The organism is Herbaspirillum sp. SJZ106, from assembly GCF_006715495.1.
Taxonomy (GTDB): domain Bacteria; phylum Pseudomonadota; class Gammaproteobacteria; order Burkholderiales; family Burkholderiaceae_D; genus Herbaspirillum.
Map to the genome: position 1 here is coordinate 1128346 of NZ_VFNI01000001.1, position 19454 is coordinate 1147799.

General features: G+C 63.8%; 16 protein-coding genes. 10 read left to right on the plus strand and 6 right to left on the minus strand.

Features of this window, described 5'->3' with window-relative positions:
* Nucleotides 1-40: 40 nt before the first annotated feature.
* Entirely contained in the window at nucleotides 41-907 is an 867-nt protein-coding gene (gene pssA, locus FB598_RS04960; RefSeq protein ID WP_141913258.1) for a CDP-diacylglycerol--serine O-phosphatidyltransferase, read from the plus strand.
* Nucleotides 908-992: 85 nt separating this feature from the next.
* On the opposite strand, the gene FB598_RS04965 is transcribed toward pssA, so the two are convergent.
* From FB598_RS04965 to FB598_RS04975, 3 genes are all read right to left on the minus strand, one after another.
* A complete protein-coding gene (locus FB598_RS04965) occupies nucleotides 993-1718 on the minus strand; it encodes an alpha/beta fold hydrolase (protein ID WP_141913259.1) in 726 nt (241 codons plus the stop codon).
* Between the two features lie 3 nt (nucleotides 1719-1721).
* Complete coding sequence (locus tag FB598_RS04970; RefSeq protein ID WP_141913260.1) at nucleotides 1722-3227, minus strand: sensor domain-containing diguanylate cyclase; 1506 nt, start codon at nucleotides 3225-3227, stop codon at nucleotides 1722-1724.
* A gap of 211 nt (nucleotides 3228-3438) precedes the next feature.
* Nucleotides 3439-3807 (minus strand): hypothetical protein, encoded by a 369-nt coding sequence (locus FB598_RS04975; protein WP_141913261.1) that lies wholly within the window; start codon nucleotides 3805-3807, stop codon nucleotides 3439-3441.
* A 225-nt stretch (nucleotides 3808-4032) separates the two neighbouring features.
* Between FB598_RS04975 and FB598_RS04980 the strand changes: the two genes are divergently transcribed.
* Nucleotides 4033-5559, plus strand: a complete 1527-nt coding sequence (locus tag FB598_RS04980; RefSeq protein WP_370454626.1) for a PLP-dependent aminotransferase family protein — start codon at nucleotides 4033-4035, stop codon at nucleotides 5557-5559.
* 171 nt (nucleotides 5560-5730) lie between these two features.
* Nucleotides 5731-7068, plus strand: a complete 1338-nt coding sequence (locus FB598_RS04985) for a tetratricopeptide repeat protein (RefSeq protein ID WP_141913262.1) — start codon at nucleotides 5731-5733, stop codon at nucleotides 7066-7068.
* Nucleotides 7069-7121: 53 nt separating this feature from the next.
* On the opposite strand, the gene FB598_RS04990 is transcribed toward FB598_RS04985, so the two are convergent.
* A complete protein-coding gene (locus FB598_RS04990; protein WP_141913263.1) occupies nucleotides 7122-8042 on the minus strand; it encodes a sugar kinase in 921 nt (306 codons plus the stop codon).
* Nucleotides 8043-8070: 28 nt separating this feature from the next.
* Nucleotides 8071-9363 carry an amino acid deaminase gene (locus FB598_RS04995; RefSeq protein ID WP_141913264.1) on the minus strand — a complete coding sequence of 431 codons (1293 nt, stop codon included), beginning with the start codon at nucleotides 9361-9363 and terminating at the stop codon, nucleotides 8071-8073.
* 184 nt (nucleotides 9364-9547) lie between these two features.
* On the opposite strand from FB598_RS04995, the gene FB598_RS05000 reads away from it, so the two are divergent.
* From FB598_RS05000 to FB598_RS05015, 4 genes are all read left to right on the plus strand, one after another.
* Entirely contained in the window at nucleotides 9548-10432 is an 885-nt protein-coding gene (locus FB598_RS05000) for a MurR/RpiR family transcriptional regulator (RefSeq protein ID WP_141913265.1), read from the plus strand.
* Between the two features lies 1 nt (nucleotide 10433).
* Nucleotides 10434-11969 carry an amidohydrolase family protein gene (locus FB598_RS05005; RefSeq protein WP_141913266.1) on the plus strand — a complete coding sequence of 512 codons (1536 nt, stop codon included), beginning with the start codon at nucleotides 10434-10436 and terminating at the stop codon, nucleotides 11967-11969.
* Nucleotides 11970-12064: 95 nt separating this feature from the next.
* Nucleotides 12065-12448: a RidA family protein gene (locus FB598_RS05010; protein WP_050468372.1), complete on the plus strand. Its 384-nt coding sequence runs from the start codon at nucleotides 12065-12067 to the stop codon at nucleotides 12446-12448.
* Between the two features lie 134 nt (nucleotides 12449-12582).
* Nucleotides 12583-13935 (plus strand): GntP family permease, encoded by a 1353-nt coding sequence (locus tag FB598_RS05015; protein WP_141913267.1) that lies wholly within the window; start codon nucleotides 12583-12585, stop codon nucleotides 13933-13935.
* 114 nt (nucleotides 13936-14049) lie between these two features.
* Here the strand turns inward: FB598_RS05015 and FB598_RS05020 are convergent, their stop codons facing one another.
* Entirely contained in the window at nucleotides 14050-14574 is a 525-nt protein-coding gene (locus tag FB598_RS05020; RefSeq protein ID WP_141913268.1) for a hypothetical protein, read from the minus strand.
* A gap of 269 nt (nucleotides 14575-14843) precedes the next feature.
* Here FB598_RS05020 and rpsO point away from each other — a divergent pair, with 269 nt between their 5' ends.
* The 3 genes from rpsO (at nucleotide 14844) to FB598_RS05035 (ending at nucleotide 19450) form a co-directional block, all read left to right on the plus strand.
* Nucleotides 14844-15113 carry a 30S ribosomal protein S15 gene (rpsO, locus tag FB598_RS05025; protein ID WP_141913269.1) on the plus strand — a complete coding sequence of 90 codons (270 nt, stop codon included), beginning with the start codon at nucleotides 14844-14846 and terminating at the stop codon, nucleotides 15111-15113.
* A gap of 338 nt (nucleotides 15114-15451) precedes the next feature.
* A complete protein-coding gene (gene pnp / locus FB598_RS05030) occupies nucleotides 15452-17590 on the plus strand; it encodes a polyribonucleotide nucleotidyltransferase (RefSeq protein WP_141913270.1) in 2139 nt (712 codons plus the stop codon).
* A gap of 570 nt (nucleotides 17591-18160) precedes the next feature.
* Nucleotides 18161-19450 carry an NAD(P)/FAD-dependent oxidoreductase gene (locus FB598_RS05035; RefSeq protein WP_141913271.1) on the plus strand — a complete coding sequence of 430 codons (1290 nt, stop codon included), beginning with the start codon at nucleotides 18161-18163 and terminating at the stop codon, nucleotides 19448-19450.
* The last annotated feature ends 4 nt before the right edge of the window (nucleotides 19451-19454 follow it).

The following is a 19454-nucleotide window of genomic DNA, read 5'->3' on the forward strand; positions in this document are numbered from 1 at the left end:
TCTTCGCGCGCTTTCCTGCAATATCAAACGATAAACATCAATGGCAACTTTCCGACGACGCAAAGCCAAAGGCGGCATCCCCTTCCCCAAATCCCTGCGCGGGCCCAAGGCCTATGCGTCGCAGCTGGATGAGGCGGGGCCGGGTGTGGTGCGCCGCCGGTCGCGCGGCATCTACCTGTTGCCCAATGCGTTTACGACTGCTGCGCTGTTCTGCGGTTTCTACGCCATCGTGATGGCGATGAACCTGAAGTTCGACTATGCCTCCATTGCCATTTTCGTCGCCATGGTGCTGGACAGCCTGGACGGCCGCGTGGCGCGCATGACCAATACCCAGAGCGAGTTCGGCGCGCAATACGACAGCCTGTCGGACATGGTGTCTTTTGGCGCTGCGCCGGCGCTGGTGGTCTATGAATGGTCCTTGCGCGGCATGGGCAAGCTCGGCTGGCTCGCCGCCTTCGTGTACTGCGTGGGCGGCGCATTGCGGCTGGCGCGCTTCAACACCAACATCGCCGTGGTCGACAAGCGCTACTTCCAGGGCTTGCCCAGCCCGGCGGCCGCGGCGCTGGTGGCCGGCTTCGTCTGGCTGATGGACGACCTGCGCTTTGCCGGCACCGACCTCAGCTGGGCGGCCTGGGTCATTACCCTTTACGCCGGCATCACCATGGTCACCAATGTGCCGTTCTACAGCTTCAAGGACGTCAACTTCCGCAAGCCGGTGCCGTTCATCGCCGCTTTGCTGGTGGTGGTCTTGCTGGTGGTGATTTCCAGCGATCCGTCCAAGGTGCTGTTCGGCCTGTTCGTGCTGTACGGCTTGTCGGGATATGGGGTATACGTCTGGCGCCGCATCAAGGGCAAGCCGGTCAGCATCGTCCAGACCACGGATGAACATGGGGACGGCAGCCATTAGCCACAGCCATTAGGCCGCGGCGCGCGGCAATCTGACAGGTTTTCCCAGGAACGCCCGCTTTGCCGGGCGTTTTTGTTTGCGGCGCTTAGTCCGCGACCAGCGTCGCCAGCAATGCGCGCAGATCCCCATCCTGGGCGCTATGTTCGCTGACGCGATGGTCGACGCCGGGCAGGTCGACGATGCGGCATTGCTTTGCCGCATGCGCATTGGCGGCGATCAGCTCTGCGATTTCCTTGGGGATGACCTTGTCTTGGCTGGCGCGGATGAGCGTGATGCGGCCGCGATAGCTGCGGATCAGCGCCAGCGAGTCGGCATCGCGCCAGCTATCCGGGCGCCGCAGCGCGGCGCTGAAGCCGGGGCCGAAAGGGAGATTGAAGGCGGCACCATCATAGATGGCGCCGACGATGGTCACCAGATGGGCGATCCGATTTTCCGGCCGGCAGGCCAGGCGCATGGCAATCTCTCCGCTCATGCTCACGCCGACGATCGTACGCGGCGCCTGGGTGAAGCGCTCCAGCGCAGCCTGGGCTTCATCGACGCGTTTGGCCAGGGAATTGGGCGTGAGCGCAGTGCTGCGGCCATGTCCGGAAAAATCGATGGCGGCGCTGGCGCATCCCCGCTGGGCGAGTGTTTCCCGTAGCGGCCACTGGCGTTCCCGGGTGCTTTGCCCGGCGCCATGCAGGAACAGGGTGTGGACGGCGCCGCACCCACCGGCGGAGATGACATCGCACGCCAGCGTTTCCGCGCCAGCCTGCAACGCGGCATCTTCCCTGATGATGCGATGGCCGCCTGCGGCCGGCATGGAATGCATGGCTCAGTCCGGCTGTTGGCGGCGTTCCAGGCCCGGGGTGCCGGCATAGTATTGGCGCTTGGCCTCGTACATGAGCGCGTCCGCGCGTTGCACCGCGTGTTCGAGGCGTTCGCCCGGCATGGAAGTGACCGCGCCGATGGACAGGCTCAATGTGATGCCGGAATAGAACTGGTTGTTGAGGTCGACCAGCTTCTGGATATGTTCCAGCAGCGCGGCGCAGTTGCGTTCGTCGGTGGCCGGCAGCAAGATGGCGAACTCGTCGCCGCCGGTGCGCGCCACGCTGCCCGGGCGGTCCACCGCCTTGGCCAGCACTTCGCCCACGCGGCGCAGCAAGGCATCGCCGGCGGCGTGCCCGAGCTCGTCGTTGACTTGCTTCAGGCCGTTCAGGTCGGCCACGATCACGCTCACCGGGAAGGGGCCCTTGCGCTCCAGCCGGTTCAGCTCCTCGACCATGTAGGCGCGGTTGTACAGCTTGGTCAGTTCGTCATGCTTGCCGAGGAACTCCAGGTAGGCTTCGGCCTTCTTGCGCGCGGTGATGTCGGTCAGCGCCACCAGCACCAGTCCCCAGCTGTCTTCGTAGCCGGGGAAGACCGAGAATTGCAGGTGCACGTACAACTGGTCTCCATTGAGCGAATAGTTCACCACTTCGCGCTGATGGAACAGGTTGCCGTTCCATAGTTCGAGCAACTGTTCGTTGAAATGATGATGCATGTCGTCGCGGAAGATATCCGACAGGCGCGACAGCAGCGTCGCCTTGTCCGGCGCGCCGAACATGGAAAGCGTTTGCAGGTTGACGTCGATGACGCGGATTTCCTGCGCGCAGCGCTCGACGAATTCCGGATGCACATCGGTGAAGGTGCGGAAATCGGTGATGCCGATGCGGTGCAGGTCGTCGAACAGGCGCTTGACCTGGCTGAAGTCTTCCACCCACAGCGAGATCGGCGAATACTCGAACAGGCCGCGCGCATAGTTTTCGCTGCGCGAGAGCTTCTTGCGCGCGGTCTCACGTTCGGTGACATTCTCGATGGCGAGCAGGATGTAATCCCAGCTTTCTTCGCTGCCGGGCATGATGCGTCCGGAGAGCTGGATATCCAGGCGCTTGCCGCCCAGCGTGTAGTTGACCGTGTAGCTCGAGAAGTTCAGCTTGCCTTCCCATAGCTGCGCCAGCTCATCGATGAACGTGTCGATCATGTCATCGCGAAACACCTTGTCCAGGTTGGCAACCAGATGTTCCAGGTCGCGCGCCTCATACCACTCCAATGTGCGGCGATTGACGTCGACCACGCGGATCTGGCGCGCGCAGGCTTGCGCGCGCGTGATGTCTTCTTTCAGGTAGGCCTGCAGATCGGTCACGCCCTGCGCGCGCCATTCGTCGAACAGGCGCTTCATGCCGCTGTAGTCTTCTTTCCAGAGGGAGACTGGGGTCAGGTCGAAAGTTTCCTGCTCGGACAACGCCTGGGCAGGATTGCGGGAAGCCGGGGAGGCACTGGAGGAATGGTCGTTCTGCATAACACTTCATCTTTGAGGGATGACGGAAGTGTAATGGTTTTGCGGAAATCTCTGCAGTAACTTCGGTTCCTGGGGCAAAGTATTTGCGCAAATATGTAAAACTCATTTCATGCCTGTCGATGAAATGCATTCTGTCCCAACGCGCTACGCCGAGTGGCTTGGCGACGGGAATTTATTTGACGGCGGGAAATGTTTCCCGCCGCCCAGAACGTCACTGGCCGGCCGGCGCAGTCCGCTGCCCCCAGTTCAGCAGCCGCCTGCATGCCGACTGCAGACGCTGGCGCCATGACTGCGCTTGCGGGCGCAGGCACAGGACTTCGCCCCCCTGCGGCGCCGTGATTTCCACCCAGCCGGCGTGTTCGATCGCCATGGCTTGCCCATCGCTCAGGTCGCTGCGTTGTTCGACCAGTTGGTCGAACAGCCATTGCGGCGCCTGGGTGACCCGTGCCGCCGGGGCGTTGTTCACCACCAGGCTGCCGGCGGGCAGCCACACTTGCATGGTCTGGCCGCGCGCCAGCCTGACCGTTTGACTGGCCAGCGGGTAGTCGGCGGGAGTAGGGGCTTGCCACGGGCTTTGCATGATGTTCCTCTGTCTGTTGGGTTCCGGGAGCCTGTTCCACATCGCGCCCACATCTCGCCGAGGCGTTGAACAGGTGATTGAAGTCTAAGGAGGGCAGCAAAAGCGCAACAGGCACAGGAAAAAACAGACTGTGCCGTAACAGGCGATGGATTTTGAATCTGTTATCGTTCTTTTTCGAATACTCTGTATCTGTTCTGGTTTTTGCCGCAAGAAGATGATGCTGTTATGGATACCAGCCTGCTTATTCCCGACCCTACAGATACCCGGCCGCCACTGGCCAATGCGACGGTTTCGGATCCTCCCGATGCCGCCGCTTCCCGCATGCCGCTGTACCGCAAGCTGGCCGAGCATTACCAGGGCGCGATACAGGCCGGTACCCTGGTGGCAGGCGACCGCATGCCATCGGTGCGCGACCTGATGCGCCAGCACCAGGTCAGCCTGTCGACCTCCTTGCAGACCTTGCGCCATATGGAAGAGGGCGGCTGGCTGGAGGCGCGCCCCCGTTCCGGTTACTTCGTGCGCCAGCCGCGCCGCTCGGCGATCCGCCCGGTGCAGGAGCCCAAGAGCCTGATGGCGATCGATCCGGCCCAATACGTCGGCATCCACGAAAAGGTCTCCAAGTACATCGCGCTGCGCCAGAAGTGCGCACCGCGCATCGACCTGTCCGGCATGACCTGCGCGCCCGAGCTCTATGCCGTCGATACCTTGAAGCAGGCCGCCATGCGCGCCTTGCGCGACCATCCCGAGCTGCTCACCAGCGCCATGCCGCACAACGGCAACCAGGGGTTCCGGCAGGCAGTGGCGCGCCGCGCGCTCAATGCCGGCATGCGCATCGATGCCGACGAGGTGGTGGTCACGCACGGCTGCATCGAGGCACTCAACCTGGCGTTGCGCGCCGTCGCCGGCCCGGGCGACACCATCGCGGTGGAGTCGCCGACCTACTTCGGCCTGTTGCAGGCGCTGGAAAACCTCGGCATGCGCGCGCTGGAGATCCCGACCAGCCCGCTCACGGGAATCTCGTCCGAGGCGCTGGAACTGGCGGTGCGCACCTACGGCAACATCAAGGCCGTGGTGGTGGTGCCGAACCTGCAGAACCCGCTCGGTTGCATCATGCCCGACGCCAACAAGGACAAGCTGGTGCGCCTGTGCGAAGAATTGCGCCTGCCGCTGATCGAGGACGACGCCTACACCGAGCTGGCCGACGGCAACGTGGCGCCCTCGACGCTCAAGAGCCGCGACCGCAGCGGCAATGTGATCTATTGCGTTTCATTGAACAAGGTGCTGGCGCCGGGCATGCGCCTGGGCTGGATGAACGGCGGCCGTTGGCATGAGCGGGTGATGATGCTCAAGTTCACCCATACCCGCGCCAACGAGGAGTGGACCCAGATCACGGCCGCCGATTTCCTGGCCAGCCCGGCTTACGACCGCCACCTGCGCCGTCTGCGCGAACTGCTCAAGGAGCAGCGCGAGCGCATGGCCGAATCGATCGCCGCCTACTTCCCCGAAGGCACGCGCATGACCGTGCCCAGCGGCGGCGTCGGCATGTGGGTGGAACTGCCCTCGCAGGTGTGCTCGCAGCGCCTGTTCGAGCAGGCGCTGGTACAGGGCGTCGGGGTATCGCCTGGCGCGATCTTTTCCAATTCCAACCGCTACGGACATTTCCTGCGCATCTGCTGTGGCCATCCTTTCACGCGTGAATTGGACCAGGCGCTGCGCCAGTTGGGGCAGATCGGGCATAGCCTGGCAGCCTGAGCGCGTTACTCCTGCATTTCCCCCAGGCCGCTTTCGATGAGGGCGGCTTTTTTTCGCCTGCCGCCATCTCTGGCGCCGGGCTTGCATGGCATGTGGCGTTTACATGCGTAAAGAAAACGTAAAGAGGTTGTACACTGGAGCAACATTGCCACCACTGTCCAGGGATCTTCAATGCCATCGCCAGAGCCGCTTTCCGACAACCATCCGGCGCCGCCCGTCTCGCTGCAGCAAGCCATCGATGCCCACATGGCGGGGCAGGCGGACGAGGCCGCCGCCATCTATGAGGCGGTGCTGGAGCAGGATCCGATCCACCCGGCCGCGCTGCATTATCTGGGCATTTACCTGCACCAGGTCGGGCGGCACGACGAGGCCGTCGAAAAGCTGATGTTGTCCTGCGCCCTGGAGTCGGAGGATGCCGGCTGGCACAACGATCTCGGCAATGTGCTGTTCGCGCTCGGGCGTTTCGATGAGGCCGAGCAGGCCTATGGCGATGCACTGGCCATCGCGCCCGAGGATCACACGATCTGGAGCAACCTCGGCGCCGCCCAACTGCAGCAAGGCAAGCCGGAGGAGGCCACGCAATCTTTCCTGCGCGTGCTGGAGATCGATCCCGAATGCGTCCCCGCCTTGCTGCATCTGGGCAATATCTACGACGCCGCCGGCGACAAGATGCAGGCCTCCCATTACCAATGCCGCGCCTACGTGCTGCCGCCGCTGGAAGGCAAGTCCCGGCAGATGCTGGGGATTTCCTTTTATTTCCTCGGCCGCCTGCAGGAAGCCGCACAGGCTTACAGCGCCTGGCTGGAGGAGGAGCCGGACAATCCGATCGCGGCCCACATGCTGGCCGCATGTTCGCAGCAGGCGGTGCCCGCGCGCGCTTCGGACAGCTATGTCGAATTCCATTTCGACCGCTACGCCGACACCTTCGAATCCAACCTGCTGGAGAGCCTCGGTTACCGCGGCCCCGGCCTGATCGGCCAGGGCCTGGCCCTGGCGGCAGCGCCCGCGCGCCAGTTCGAGGCGCTCGACATCGGCTGCGGCACCGGCCTGTGCGGCCCCTACCTGGCGCCGTTCGCGCATACGATCACCGGCGTCGACCTGGCCGGCAAGATGCTGGAGAAGGCGCGGGCCGGCGGGCATTATGCCAACCTGGAAAAGGCCGAGATCGGCGATTACCTGAGCCGCCATCCCCGCTCCTGCGACCTGGTGGCGGCAGCCGACACCCTGATCTACTTCGGCGACCTGGGCGCCGTGTTCGGCGATGTCGCCGGCGCGTTGCGCAAGGATGGGTATTTCATCTTCACGGTGGAAGCGGTCACGCCGCAGGACGTCGCGCCGTCAGGCTTTTGCCTGCACGCCAGCGGACGCTATCGGCACAGCCGCGACCATGTGCGCCGGCATCTGAATAACAGCGGCATGGAAGTGGTGCACGACAGCGACCAGATCCTGCGCGAAGAGATCCGGCAGTCGGTGGCGGGCATGCTGTTCGTGGCTAAGCGCCTCGGGTAAGTCAGGTAAGTCGGGTTGCCGGCCGCGCCGGCAACCCGACCAAAGCGCAATGGTTAACAGGCCCCCAGGGCCGCTTCGACTTTCAGACGGTGTGGAATCGGCTCGACCGCGCCGTAGCCGGTGGTCGACAGCGCCGCCGCCACATTGGCATAGCGCGCTGCGCTGAAGGGATCGCGGCCCGCCACCAACTCCGCCACAAAGGCGCCGCCGAAGCAGTCGCCGGCGCCGGTGGCGTCCAGGGCTTGCACCGGATAAGGCGCCACCATGCGGCGCTCGTCGGGCGTGGCGACATAGCAGCCTTCGCTGCCCAGCTTGAACGCCACCAGCTTGATGCCATACGACAGCAATTGGTCGACGATGGCGTCGCGCTCTTCCAGGCCGGTCAGCATGGCAACGTCTTCCCAGCTTGGCAGGCAGATGTCGCACAGCTTGAAGGCCTCGACCATCTTCTCGCGGGCGCGTTCCAGCGGCCACAGGCGCAGCCGCAGGTTGGTGTCCAGCGAGGTCAGCACGCCGTGCTTGCGCGCATGGGCCATTGCCGCCAGGCCGCTGTCGCAGGCGCTTTCGCTGATGGCCAGGCTGATGCCGGACAGGTGCAGCACGCGGGCGCCGGCGATGGCGTCCAGCGGCAATTGCTGCGGCGTGTAGCGGCTGGCGGCCGAGCCGGCGCGCAGGTAATGGAAGTGGTGGCCGGCGTCGTCATGGGTGACGAAGTAGATGCCGGTCGAGGCGCCCGGCATCACGCCGACATGCTCGGTGCCGACCTTTTCGGCCTGCCACAGGTCCAGCAGGTTGCGGCCGAAGTGGTCGTCGCCGACCGCGCTGATGTAGGCGCAATCGGCGCCCTGGCGGGCGGCGGCGATGGCGAAGTTGGAGGTGTCGCCGCCGAAGCCTTCCAGGTAATTGCGCGACTGGGAAATGCTTTGGTTGAATTCCACCATGGCTTCGCCGTAGGCGAGGATCTTGTTGCTCATGTTCTTGGCTGTGCTGGCTGCGGATGGGTCAGAAGAAGGTCTGGACGATGTCGATCACGTCGAACTTGCCGTCCACCACCGGCAAGTGACGCCACTTGTCGAAGGTCAGGCAGGGGTGCGAGATATCGAAGGCGAGCATGTCGCCGACCTTGATGTCGTCGCCGGCGGCGATCCTCAGGTAGGCGTGCTGGTCCATCATGCCGGTCACTTCCCAGTGCGCGGGCGTGGCCGACGGCAGGCTGTCGCTGCCCGGACGGAAACGCGCCACCGGCAGCGGCAGGCCGGCATCGAAGGCGGCGTCGCGCTTGCCCAGCGCGATGATGGCCTTGTCGGCCTCGGGGATCGACTGCACGTAGGCCCACAACTGCAAGGCCGGCTGCAATTGGCTGCGCATGCTGTGCGCCACCGGGTTGCGCACCTGGATCTGCGCCTGCGCGGCGCGGTAGATGCCGACATCGTGCGTCAGGTAGCAGCCGGGGCGCAGCACTACGTCGAGCGGCACGCCGATGTCGGCCTGGGCGAATTCTTCGGCCACCACGTCGTACCAGGCCGAACCGGCGCCGGTCAGCACCGCCGGGCCGCGCGCCACGCGCCTGGCCAGCAGGCCTTGCTGCGCGAGTTCCTTGGCGCAGGCCACCGCGCGCTGCAGGAATTGGCGGATGTCCGTTTCTTCCTTGAGTACGCCTTCATACACTTCCACGCCGGCCAGTGCGATGCTGTCCCAACGCTTGACGGCTGCCAGCACGGCGGCTTGTTGCTCATCATTGCGTACACCGGTGCGCCCGCCAGCCGGGCCCAGTTCCAGCAGCACATTCAGGGTTTGGCGGCGCTCGGCGAAGAAACGGCCGAGCTGGTCGACCAGATCGGCCGAGTCGACCAGGCAAAAGAATTCGAAAGCGGGATCGGCCAGCAGCTCCGAGATGATCGCCATGTTGCGCTTGCCCACCAGCTGGTTGGCCATGATCACGCGGCGCACGCCGTGGCGGTAGCCGGCCAGGGTCTGGTGCGCGGTGGCCAGGGTGATGCCCCAGGCGCCGGTGTCGAGCTGGCGCTTGAACAGCTTGGGCGCCATGGTGGTCTTGCCGTGCGGCGCCAGCTTCACCTGGTACTGGCCGACGAAGTCCTGCATCCACTTCAGGTTGTGGGCAAGCTTTTCTTCATAAAGGACGGCGGCCGGCAGGCTGATGTCTTCGTTGAGCAGGTTCCATTTGACCGCACCCGCCTGTTGCGGCGCCAGCGGTTGCTCCAGGGGACCCAGGCCCTTGTTTACAGGGTCGATGATGCCGCTCTGATAAGCAATTTGGTAGTTTGTATCATTCATCGCAATTATTCCTGTAAAAATTGGATTGACGTAATAATACCCTTGAATTTACTATGTTTTAATCGTGTTAGTAAATAACATAAATTATTTGAAAGAAACGCCCGCGGCACATTTTGCACATGCTGCAAGGTAACGCGCGGCAACCCGGCGCACAACCTGCATCCCTAATCTTCGACCCGATTTCATGGCGCACACTTTCGACATCGTCTCCCGCATCACCGAGCGCAGCAGCACCTTGCGCCTGGCCGAACAGAAAGTGGCCGAAGCCATTCTGGGCGACCTGTCGTCGGCCGCCAGCGCCAGCATCGGCGAATTGGCGTCCAAGGCCGGCGTCTCCGTGGCCAGCGTGACGCGTTTCGCCAAGGCCATGGGTTGCCGCGATGTGCGTGAATTCAAGTTCCTGCTGGCGCAGGCGGTGGCCGTGGGGCAGCGCTTCTTCGACGGCGCCAAGGCCGCGCCTTCGGCGCAGCCGCCGGAACTGGCCGATGTGGTCTACAACGATATCCATGCGGTGCTGGAACTCAACCGCGCCATGCTCAATCCGGACATGCTGATGGCCGCCGCCGGCCTGTTGCGCGATGCCCGCATGATCTACTGTTTCGGCATGGGCGGCGGCTCCACCATGATGTCCGACGAGGCGCGCTATCGCCTGGTGCGCCTAGGGCGCCCGGTGGCCACCTATCACGACGCCATGCTGCAAAAGATGGTGGCCGCCACGCTGGACAAGAACGACGTGCTGCTGGTGTTTTCCACCACCGGCAATGTGCCTGAACTGCTGGCCAATTGCGAGGTGGCGCGCGAATACGGCGTCAAGATGATCGCCATTACCGCACTCGGTTCGCCGCTGGCGAAGATGGTCGACGTGCTGCTGCCGATCAAGACGCTGGAAACCGACCTGATTTTCAAACCGTCATCATCGCGCTACGCGATGATGGTCACGCTCGACATGCTGGTGCTGGAGCTGGCCCTGCTGCAGAAAGAGAACAGCCAGGAACGCCTGCGCCGGCTGAAATACGTGCTCGATACGCATCGCGGCGGAGGCGATCGCCACCAGCCGCTGGGAGACTGACATGAGCTTTGCCAATTCCACTTCCAATGCCACCGCCACCGCCACCGCCGCGGCTGCCGGCCGTTGCGACACGCTGATCCGCAACGCCCTCGTCATTGACGGCACCGGCGCCGATCCGGTCGCCGCCGACGTCGCCGTGACGGCCGGCCGCATCGCCGCCATCGGCCAACTGTCGGGCTGGCAGGCGCACGCCACCATCGACGCTAGCGGCCGCGTGCTCTCGCCCGGCTTCATCGACGTGCATACGCATGACGACACCAACGTCATCCGCACGCCCGAGATGTTTCCCAAGCTGTCGCAAGGGGTGACCACCGTGGTGGTCGGCAACTGCGGCATCAGCGCCGCGCCGGTGAGCCTCAAGGGCGATCCGCCCGATCCGATGAACCTGCTGGGCAAGTCCGAGGCCTTCCATTACCCGACCTTTGCCAGTTATGTGGCGGCGGTCGATGCCGCGCAGCCGTCGATCAACGTCGCCGCGCTGGTCGGCCACACGGCGCTGCGCAACAACCACATGGACCGCCTCGACCGCGCCGCCAGTGAACCGGAGATCGCCGGCATGCGCGCGCAATTGCGCGAGGCGCTGGAGCATGGCGCGCTGGGCCTGTCCACCGGCCTGGCCTACGGCAACGCCATCAACGCGCCTACCGCCGAAGTGCTGGCGCTGGCCGAGCCGCTGGCCGAGTTCGGCGCCATGTACGCCACCCACCTGCGCAGCGAATTCGCCGACATCCTCGAGGCCATGGACGAGGCCTTCCGCATCGGCAAGCATGCGCGCGTGCCGGTGGTGATCTCGCACCTGAAGTGCGCCGGCGTCGAGAACTGGGGCCGCAGCGGCGAAGTGCTCAAGGCGCTGGAGCTGGCCGGCAAGCATCAGCACGTCGGTTGCGACTGTTATCCCTATACCGCCAGTTCGTCGACCCTGGACCTGAAACAGGTGACCGACGCTTACGATATCCAGGTCACCTGGTCCGAGCCGCATCCGGAGCAGGGCGGCAAGATGTTGAAGCAGGTCGCCGCCGAATGGCAGCTTGACCTGCATGCCGCGGCCGCGCGCCTGATGCCGGCCGGCGCCGTCTACCACTGCATGGCCGACGATGACGTCAACCGCATCCTGTCCCATCCGGCCACGGTGATCGGTTCCGATGGCCTGCCCAACGACCCGTTGCCGCACCCGCGCCTGTGGGGCGCTTTCCCGCGCGTGCTCGGCTATTACAGCCGCGAGCAGAAGCTGTTCTCGCTGGCGGCGGCGGTGCGCAAGATGACCGGCCTGTCGGCGCTGCGTTTCGGCTTGCACGAGCGCGGCTTCGTGCGGCAAGGCTATTGGGCCGACCTGGTGCTGTTCGATGCCGATACCGTGCGCGACGCCGCCAGTTTCACCGACCCGATGCAGCCGGCGCACGGCATCGATGCGGTCTGGGTCAACGGCAAGCTGGCCTATCGCGGCAGCGACAAGAAGGCCACCGGCGAGCGCGCCGGGCACTTCCTGGCGCGCTCGCCGCGCACGGCGGAGGCCGGGCAGGCCTTCGCGCACGATTAAGCAGTGCCAGCAGGAATCCGAACAACAAGAACGTAAGCCAATCGCAAACCGGATGCCCTGTCGCAGGCGCATTCATTTTTATCAAAGGAGCAGTAATGAGCATTCAACGATTCGGTGTGGAAGGCGGCAGCGGTACCGGCGGCCAGCATTTGCCGTTTGCCCGCGCGGTGGCGGCCGACGGCTGGCTGTATGTGTCCGGCCAGGTGGCGATGGAAAATGGCGAAGTGATCGACGGCGGCATCGTCGCGCAGTCGCACAAGGCCATCCAGAACGTGCTGGCGATCCTGAAGGAAGCCGGCTACGGTCCGGAACACGTGGTGCGTTGCGGCGTCTGGCTGGACGATCCGCGCGACTTCCAATCCTTCAACAAGGTGTTCAAGGAATACTTCGGCGCCAACCCGCCGGCGCGCGCCTGCGTGGTGTCGAGCATGGTGGTGGACTGCAAGGTCGAGGTCGATTGCGTGGCGTTCAAGCGCTGACCGGCGACGCACCGGTGGCGCAGCGGGTTCAAGATGCGTCGCCGCAGATGCAGATGAGTTGGCGAATTAAATAAAGAGCCGGCAGGGGAGCCGTATGCCGGCAGGTGTTTTTACCTTCTGAAGAGGAGAGCCAGATGGAGGCTGTACAAGGAACCGCGCTGCTGGTGTACGCACTGGTGGCGGTGATCGCGCTGATCGTGCTGATCGCAAAATTCAAGATGAACCCGTTCATCGTCCTGATCGTCGTCTCGCTGGTACTGGGCCTGGCCGTGGGCATGCCGATGGGCAATATCGTCAAGGCCTTCGAAACCGGGGTCGGCGGGGCGCTGGGGCACATCGCCCTGGTGGTGGGCCTGGGCACGATGCTGGGCAAGATGATGGCGGAGTCTGGCGGCGCCGAGCGCATCGCCAATACGATGATCCAGGCCTTCGGCGAGAAGAATGTGCACTGGGCGATGATGGTCGTGGCCTTCATCGTCGGCTTGCCGGTGTTCTTCGAAGTCGGTTTCGTGCTGCTGGTGCCGATCGCCTTCAACGTGGCCAAGCGCACCGGCACCAACATGGTGCTGGTGGGCATTCCGATGGTGGCGGGCCTGTCCGTGGTGCACGGCCTGATCCCGCCGCACCCGGCGGCGCTGCTGGCGGTGACCGCCTATAGCGCCGACATCGGCCACACCATCATGTATGCGCTGATCGTCGGCATCCCGACCGCGATCATCGCCGGCCCGATCTTCGGCAAGCTGATTTCCAAGGTGGTCATCCCCAATCCGGACAATCCGCTGGTCGCACAGTTCGTCGAAGAGCACAAGAAGGATCGCCAACTGCCGGGCTTCGGCATCACGCTGTTCACCATCCTGTTGCCGGTGGTGCTGATGCTGATCGGCAGCTGGGCCGACCTGTTCTTCGCGCCCAAGACCTTCGCCAACGACTTCCTGCGCCTGATCGGCAATTCGGTGATCGCGCTGCTGATCGCCACGCTGGTCAGCTTCTGGACTTTCGGTCGTGCGCGCGGTTTCGGCGCCGACCAGATCCTCAAGTTCACCAACGAGTGTCTGGCGCCGATCGCCAGCATCACCCTGGTGGTGGGCGCCGGCGCCGGTTTCGGCCGCATCCTGATGGATGGCGGCGTGTCCAAGGCCATCGTCGGCATCGCCACCGACGCGCACCTGTCGCCGCTGCTGCTGGGCTGGTTCGTCGCCGCGCTGATCCGTGTGGCGACCGGTTCGGCCACCGTGGCGATGACCACCGCCTGCGGCATCGTGGCGCCCATCGTCGCCAGCGTGCCGGGTACCCGTCCCGAGCTGATGGTACTGGCCACCGGCGCCGGTTCGCTGATCCTGTCGCACGTCAACGACGGCGGTTTCTGGCTGGTCAAGGAGTACTTCAACATGACCGTGCCGCAAACCTTCAAGACCTGGACCGTGATGGAAACCCTCGTTTCCGTGGTGGCGCTGCTGTTCACGCTGGCGCTGGCGACCGTGGTCTGATCTGGCATGGCATCATCCCATCCTGTTGCCGTGATTGGCGCAGTATGACAAAAGCAAAAGGCCGCATTTGCGGCCTTTTGCTTGGGTGCGGCGGATGGAATGGCGATGCGGGGGTCAGAAGGGAAAGCGTGAATCGTCAAAACGCGGATCGGGGCCGTTTTCCACTTTCTGCACGGTGCCCTGGTCGGTGAAATAGACTGTCATCTGCGAATTCCATACGCCGCTTTCCTTGAAGCCGTAGTTCCATGCTTCGTACGGGATGCGCGCGTAGCGGGTGATCTCGGTCGGGCGGCCGACCCGGTGCAGCACATCTTCTTTCGTATCCTGGCCGACCCGGATGGCGCGGAAGTTTTCGATGGTCCAGACTTGCTGGTAGGAAACCAGCCGGCGGTCGGGGCCGATGCGGGCCATATACTGGTATTGGCCGAAGGCGCCGGCGCCGTATTCGAACAGGCGGGTATTGCCATCCTGATAAACGTTGGTCGGCGGCCCCAGGCGGGCCAGGACTTGTTCTTCAGCCTCGCCGGGCGCCACCGGCGGCTGGAACAGCGACGCGCATCCGGCCAGCATTGATGTCGCGGCGAGTACGGCCGCCAGCATCATGCGCGGGCGGCGCGGCAGGGGGAATGGGCTATGCATTGCTTGTCGTCCTGAAGTTTATTGTAATTCCGTCATTGTAGTGCCGCCGGGAAAGTGGTGTATAGGGCTGTTGCCAGCCTGTCGGGCGTGCGATGGCTCTTCCATGCAGTGATACGCCTTCTATCCGGTTGTCTCTAAGTATTTGAATAAACTGGTTTTTGCTATATACTTCCGCGTCTGGCCATTTTGGCCGGAATTCAATTTTTTGTTCACGGTATGCAGGGCCCGGATCGGTCGCTCCGCACACCGCTTGTGAAAGGTAAAACAGCATGTCCATCGAAAAAGCAGCCAAGGCTGCCATTATCTCCGATAACGCCCGTGGCACGAACGACACCGGTTCTCCTGAAGTGCAAGTTGCGCTGCTGACCGCGCGCATCAACGACCTGAACGGCCACTTCAAGGAACACAGCAAGGATCACCACTCCCGCCGCGGCCTGATCAAGATGGTTAACCGTCGCAAGAGCCTGCTCTCCTACCTGAAGGGCAAGGATGCCGACCGTTACCGCGCACTGATCGAAAAACTCGGTCTGCGTAAGTAATTTGACTCCGCGTTTCCATCCGTTTCACGGGTCATAGCCAGAATGCCTGCGTCACCAGCTGACGCGGGCATTTTGTTTTTTTACGATTCCATGGCTGCATGCGGAATCGTTTCCGCCTGCGGCATTGGCGGAAGTTTCCCGGCTTGAGTGCGGTTGGCAGGTCCGGATCAACGTTTCAGTCTCATCGTGGCGCAGTATGGCCACGTTCGTCGTAAGCCGCATGCCGATAGGTTGCGGCTGTGGTGAGGTGAACGACAGCGCCTGAAAATCTGTCGGCAAAAGGAACCCGCGCACCGTGGACACAGTCGGGGCCGGCTCCATAAAAGAAAGGAAATACCGTGTTTAATAAAGTTACCAAGACCTTCCAGTATGGCCAGCACCAAGTCACGCTGGAAACCGGCGAAATCGCCCGCCAGGCCTCCGGCGCCGTGCTGGTGTCGGTTGAAGACACCGTCATCCTGGCTACCGTGGTGGCCCGCAAGGAAGCCAAGCCCGGCCAGGATTTCTTCCCGCTGACCGTCGACTACATCGAAAAGACCTATGCGGCCGGCCGTATCCCCGGCGGCTTCTTCAAGCGCGAAGGCAAGCCCTCCGAAAAGGAAACCCTGACTTCGCGCCTGATCGATCGTCCGATCCGCCCGCTGTTCCCGGAAGGCTACCTCAACGAAGTCCAGGTGATCGTGCACGTGCTGTCGGTCAACCCGGAAATCGATCCTGACATCCCGGCGATGATCGGCTCCTCGGCCGCGCTGTCGCTGGCCGGCATCCCCTTCAACGGCCCGGTGGGCGCGGCCCGCGTGGGTTACATCGATGGCCAGTACGTTCTGAACCCGACCACCAGCCAGCTCAAGTCCTCGCAGCTGGACCTGGTCGTGGCCGGCACCGAAACCGCCGTGCTGATGGTGGAATCCGAAGCCGAGCAACTGTCCGAAGAAGTGATGCTGGGCGCGGTCGTGTTCGGCCACGAGCAATCGAAGGCCGTGATCGAAGCCATTCATGCACTGGTGCGCGACGGCGGCAAGCCGGAAGTCCAATGGACCGCACCGGCCAAGAACGAAGCGCTGATCTCGCGCGTGTCGCAACTGGCCGAAGGCCCGCTGCGCGAAGCCTACCAGACCAAGGACAAGCAAGCCCGTACCGAAAAGCTCAAGAGCGTATCGGCGCAAGTCAACGAAGCGCTGGTGGCCGAAGCCGTGGCCAACGGCACCGTGGCTGCCGATGCCGCTGAAGTCGGTTCCATCCTGTTCGACCTGGAAGCCAAGATCGTGCGTTCGCAGATCCTGGAAGGCGAGCCCCGCATCGACGGCCGCGACACCCGCACCGTGCGTCCGATCTCGATCCGTACCGGCGTGCTGCCGCGTACCCACGGCTCGGCCCTGTTCACCCGCGGCGAAACCCAGGCGCTGGTCGTGGCCACGCTGGGCACCGCGCGCGACGAGCAGAAGATCGACGGCCTGCTGGGCGAGTACACCGACCGCTTCATGCTCCACTACAACATGCCTCCGTTCGCCACCGGCGAAACCGGCCGCGTCGGCACCCCGAAGCGCCGCGAAATCGGCCACGGCCGCCTGGCCAAGCGCGCCCTGCTGGCTGCGTTGCCGGCAGCCGACGAGTTCAGCTACTCGGTGCGCCTGGTGTCGGAAATCACCGAATCCAACGGTTCCTCGTCGATGGCTTCCGTCTGCGGCGGCTGCCTGGCGCTGATGGACGCCGGCGTGCCGATGAAGGCGCACGTGGCCGGCATCGCCATGGGCCTGATCAAGGAAGGCAACAAGTTCGCCGTGCTGACCGACATCCTGGGCGATGAAGACCACCTGGGCGACATGGACTTCAAGGTGGCCGGTACTGCCGAAGGCATCACCGCGCTGCAGATGGACATCAAGATCCAGGGCATCACCAAGGAAATCATGCAGGTGGCGCTGGAGCAGGCCAAGGAAGGCCGCCAGCACATCCTGGGCAAGATGCAGGAAGCCGTGCCTGCCGGCCGTGGCGAGCTGTCCGACTTCGCGCCGCGCCTGATCACCATCAAGATCAACCCCGAGAAGATCCGTGACGTGATCGGCAAGGGCGGCGCCGTGATCCGCGCGCTGACCGAAGAAACCGGCACCCAGATCGACATCAGCGACGAAGGCGTGGTCACCATCGCTTCCGTCGACGCGTCGGCAGGCCAGGAAGCCAAGCGCCGCATCGAAGAGCTGACCGCTTCGGTCGAAGTGGGCAAGGTCTACGAAGGCACCGTGTTGAAGCTGCTGGACTTCGGCGCGATCGTCCAGGTCCTGCCGGGCAAGGATGGGCTGCTGCACATCAGCCAGATCGCCAACGAGCGCGTCAACGCCGTGGCCGACTACCTGAAGGAAGGCCAGCAAGTGCGCGTGAAGGTCCTGGAGACCGACGACCGCGGCCGCCTGAAGCTGTCGATGAAGGCTGCGCAAGCTGAAGAGGCGCCGGAAGCGGCTGCTTCGAACGAAGCCCAGTAAGACCTGCTTGCCAATGCCCGGCCCTGGCGCCGGACATGAGCAACGCTTGAACATCCCCCGTGGCCGCAAGGCTGCGGGGGATGTTCTTTTGTGGGCCGCTTGCTTGGGCCGCTTGCTTGGGTTGCTTATTGGGGGGCTTATTGGGTAATGCTGTTCAGTCAAGCCTTCCATCTGCAACTCGTCATCCCGGCGATGGCCGGGATCCAGTGTCTTTCGTTGCGCCTCAATGGCCGTTGAATGACGAATGACGCGACGCTGGACCCTGACCTTCGTCAGGACGACGGGGAAATTTCGGCTTAACTGAACGGCATTAGGGCTTATTGGGCCGCTGATTGGGACCGCTTACCAGGGCGGCTGGGGTATGACAAAGTGGCCAAGTGCTTTCGAACCAAATTTGTGAGATTCTGTCCGTCTGCATTGAGGAAGATCAAATTTCTTCGCGGCCGCAATGTCATGGGGAAAGCGCGGCCGGGCAACGCAAGCAGATCCGAATAGAGAGTAGGGGACAGCGCCGCCGCGGCCGACAGGCCGGGGTCGCCATAAAAACAATTTACTTTTGAAAGGAAGCCCATGCCCCACATCGTCATCATCGGCTGCGGTTTCGGCGGACTGGCCGCCGCCCGCGAACTGGCCGGCGCGGATGTGCGCATCACCATGATAGATCGCAGCAACCACCACCTGTTCCAGCCCTTGCTGTACCAGGTCGCCACCGCAGGCCTGTCGGCCCCGGCCATCAGCGCCCCCATCCGCAACATCCTGTCGGGGCAACGCAATGTCACCACGCTGATGGCCGATGTCGTCTCCATCGATGTCGATGGCAAGTCGGTCTGCCTGGAAGACGGCACGCGCATCGGCTACGACCACCTGATCGTGGCTGCCGGTTCCACCCACAGCTATTTCGGGCGCGATGAATGGGCCGGCCTGGCGCCGGGCCTGAAGACGCTGGAAGACGCCTTCGACATCCGCCGCCGCATCCTGATGGCTTTCGAATATGCCGAGCGCGAAACCGATATGCGCCGCCGCCAGGAGTGGCTGACCTTTACCGTCATCGGCGGCGGCGCCACCGGCGTGGAAATGGCCGGCACCCTGGTCGAGATCGCGCGCCACACGCTGCGCGGCGAATTCCGCAACATCGACCCGCATTCGGCGCGGGTGGTGCTGATCGAGGGCTCGGACCGCATCCTCGGCGCCTATCCGCACGACCTCTCCGAGAAAGCGCGCGAGCAACTGCAAAAACTGGGCGTGGACGTGCGCACCGGCAGCCGGGTGGTGCATATCGACGAGCAATGCGTGCGCTATGCCAATTTCGACGGCGAGCAGACGCTGGCTTCGCGTACCGTGATCTGGTCGGCCGGCGTGGCGGCTTCGCCGCTGGGCAAGTCGCTGGGCGTGGAGCTGGACCGCGCCGGCCGCGTGCCGGTGTCGCCCGAGTTGAACATCGCCGGGCGCGACGACGTCTATGTGATCGGCGACCTGGCGGCCGCCCAGTCGGATGGCAAGCCGGTGCCCGGCGTGTCGCCGGCGGCCAAGCAGATGGGGCGGGTGGCTGCGCGCAACATCAAGAACCGCATCGCCAACCGGCCGCTGCAAGCCTTCAGGTACCAGGACTACGGTTCGCTGGCCACCATCGGCCGCAAGGCGGCCATTGCGATGGTCGGCAAGTTCAAGTTCTCAGGTTTTCCGGCGTGGCTGTTCTGGCTGTTCGTGCACGTGTACTTCCTGATCGGTTTCCGCAACCGCGTGATGGTGATGAGCGACTGGGCCTGGGCCTACCTGACCTTCAAGCGCAGCGCGCGGGTCATTTCCAGCACCATGCACGGGCAACAGGAGACGCCGGACAAGAAGACACTGCTTGAGTAGGCGC